General features: G+C 49.1%; 2 tRNA genes and 2 rRNA genes. All 4 read right to left on the bottom strand.

Features of this window, described 5'->3' with window-relative positions:
• Positions 1-49: 49 nt before the first annotated feature.
• Positions 50-122 (bottom strand) — tRNA-Asp (locus tag AB0I11_RS34215).
• 29 nt (positions 123-151) lie between these two features.
• Positions 152-224: transfer RNA gene (locus AB0I11_RS34220), tRNA-Val, on the bottom strand.
• 3 nt (positions 225-227) lie between these two features.
• Positions 228-343, bottom strand: a 5S ribosomal RNA gene (gene rrf, locus AB0I11_RS34225).
• Between the two features lie 83 nt (positions 344-426).
• Positions 427-3,327 (bottom strand): 23S ribosomal RNA (locus AB0I11_RS34230).
• Between the last annotated feature and the right edge of the window lie 16 nt (positions 3,328-3,343).

Genomic DNA, 3,343 nt, shown 5'->3' on the forward strand with positions numbered 1-3,343 from the left:
GTCAAATGCTCTACCAACTGAGCTAACGAGTCATTAGTATTTCTACTAACGGTTCTGACGGGAATCGAACCCGCGATCTTCGCCGTGACAGGGCGACGTGATAACCGCTACACTACAGAACCTTTATTCACTTAATGGCTGAAACAACCAATGGGAGTTAACGGGATCGAACCGCTGACCCTCTGCTTGTAAGGCAGATGCTCTCCCAGCTGAGCTAAACTCCCAAAACTTGGCCACTCGCCTATCTCCCAGGGGGCAACCCCCAAGTACTTCCGCCGTAGATGGACTTAACTTCTGTGTTCGACATGGGAACAGGTGTATCTCCATCGCAATGATGACCAAATCATTAAATGTTACCTTGAACATTCAAAACTAAATAACAATTCTTCTAACTTTTAAACCATAAGCATATTATATTTGACTCTTTTGGTAAAGTCCTCGAGCGATTAGTACTGGTCCGCTCCAAGTCTCGCAACTCTTCCACTTCCAGCCTATCTACCAGATCATCTCTCTGGGCTCTTAATTCTTACGAATGGGTAATCTCATCTTGAGGTGGGCTTCGCACTTAGATGCTTTCAGCGCTTATCCCTTCCCTACATAGCTATCCAGCCGTGCTCCTGGCGGAACAACTGGTACACCAGCGGTAAGTCCATCCCGGTCCTCTCGTACTAAGGACAGATCCTCTCAAATTACCTACGCCCGCGACGGATAGGGACCGAACTGTCTCACGACGTTCTGAACCCAGCTCGCGTGCCGCTTTAATGGGCGAACAGCCCAACCCTTGGGACCGACTACAGCCCCAGGATGCGACGAGCCGACATCGAGGTGCCAAACCTCCCCGTCGATGTGAACTCTTGGGGGAGATAAGCCTGTTATCCCCAGGGTAGCTTTTATCCGTTGAGCGATGGCCCTTCCATGCGGTACCACCGGATCACTAAGTCCTAGTTTCCTACCTGCTCGAGTTGTAGCTCTCGCAGTCAAGCTGGCTTTTACCTTTACACTCTACGATTGATTTCCAACCAATCTGAGCCAACCTTTGAGCGCCTCCGTTACTCTTTAGGAGGCGACCGCCCCAGTCAAACTGTCCGTCAGACACTGTCTCCCTGGCCGATTATGCCAGCGGGTTAGAGTAACCATAAGTCAAGGGTAGTATCCCAACAACGCCTCAATAGAAACTAGCGTCCCTATTTCAATGGCTCCTACCTATCCTGTACATGACTTACAGGTACTCAATATCAAACTACAGTAAAGCTCCATGGGGTCTTTCCGTCCTGTCGCGGGTAACCTGCATCTTCACAGGTACTAAAATTTCACCGAGTCTCTCGTTGAGACAGTGCCCAAATCATTACGCCTTTCGTGCGGGTCGGAACTTACCCGACAAGGAATTTCGCTACCTTAGGACCGTTATAGTTACGGCCGCCGTTTACTGGGGCTTCAATTCATACCTTCGACTTACGTCTAAGCACTCCTCTTAACCTTCCAGCACCGGGCAGGCGTCACCCCCTATACATCACCTTGCGGTTTAGCAGAGAGCTGTGTTTTTGATAAACAGTTGCTTGGGCCTATTCACTGCGGCTGGCTTTTACACCAGCACCCCTTCTCCCGAAGTTACGGGGCTATTTTGCCGAGTTCCTTAACGAGAGTTCTCTCGATCACCTGAGGCTACTCGCCTCGACTACCTGTGTCGGTTTGCGGTACGGGTAGATATGACTTTACGCTAGAAGCTTTTCTTGGCAGTGTGACATCAGAGAGTTCGCAACCGTAGTTGCTTCCCCATCACAGCTCAATGTTAAAGAGAAATGCATTTGACACATCTCACACCTCACTGCTTAGACCAGAATCCATTAACTGGCATCTCTTAGCCTACTGCGTCCCTCCATCACGATCATATCTAGTACTGGAATATCAACCAGTTGTCCATCGACTACGCCTTTCGGCCTCGCCTTAGGTCCCGACTAACCCAGGGCGGACGAGCCTTCCCCTGGAAACCTTAGTCTTACGGTGGATAAGATTCTCACTTATCTTGCGCTACTCATACCGGCATTCTCACTTCTTAACGCTCCAGCACTCCTCACGGTATACCTTCATCGCGGTTAAGAACGCTCTCCTACCATTGATAAAATATCAATCCAAAGCTTCGGTAATATGTTTAGCCCCGGTACATTTTCGGCGCAGGGTCACTCGACTAGTGAGCTATTACGCACTCTTTGAATGATAGCTGCTTCTGAGCTAACATCCTAGTTGTCTGTGCAACCCCACATCCTTTTCCACTTAACATATATTTTGGGACCTTAGCTGTTGGTCTGGGCTGTTTCCCTTTCGACTACGGATCTTAGCACTCGCAGTCTGACTGCCGAACATGTGTATTAGCATTCGGAGTTTATCTGAGATTGGTAATCCTAGACGGACCCCTCACCCAAACAGTGCTCTACCTCCAATACACTTACATTTCGACGCTAGCCCTAAAGCTATTTCGGAGAGAACCAGCTATCTCCCAGTTCGTTTGGAATTTCTCCGCTATCCACAAGTCATCCAAACACTTTTCAACGTGTCCTGGTTCGGGCCTCCAGTGCGTCTTACCACACCTTCACCCTGCTCATGGATAGGTCACTAGGTTTCGGGTCTACATCATGATACTAAGTCGCCCTATTCAGACTCGGTTTCCCTACGGCTCCGTCTCTTCAACTTAACCTCGCATCATAACGTAACTCGCCGGTTCATTCTACAAAAGGCACGCTCTCACCCATTAACGGGCTCGAACTTCTTGTAGGCACACGGTTTCAGGTGCTATTTCACTCCCCTCTCGGGGTTCTTTTCACCTTTCCCTCACGGTACTGGTTCACTATCGGTCACTAAGGAGTATTTAGGGTTGGGAGATGGTCCTCCCGGATTCAAACTGGATTTCGCGTGTCCAGCCCTACTCAGGATACTGCTAGGTATAAGCGCTATTTCGTCTACGGGATTATTACCCTCTTTGATTAACCTTCCCAGGTTATTCGACTATAATGCTTAAGTCCACGTTGCAGTCCTACAACCCCAAGAAGCAAGCTTCTTGGTTTGCCCTTCTTCGCGTTCGCTCGCCGCTACTTACGAAATCGTTTTTACTTTCTCTTCCTGCAGGTACTTAGATGTTTCAGTTCTCTGCGTTACCTTTACATGAGCTATGTATTCACTCATGAATAACTGCTAGTAGCAGCTGGGTTTCCCCATTCGGAGACCTAGGGATCAATGCGTACTTACTGCTCCCCCTAGAATATCGTCGTTAGTCACGTCCTTCATCGGCTCTTAGTGCCAAGGCATCCACCGTGCGCCCTTAAAAACTTGGCCACAGATGCTCGCGTCC

The sequence above is a fragment of the Micromonospora sp. NPDC050495 genome (genome assembly GCF_040655175.1).
Lineage (GTDB): Bacteria > Actinomycetota > Actinomycetes > Mycobacteriales > Micromonosporaceae > Micromonospora.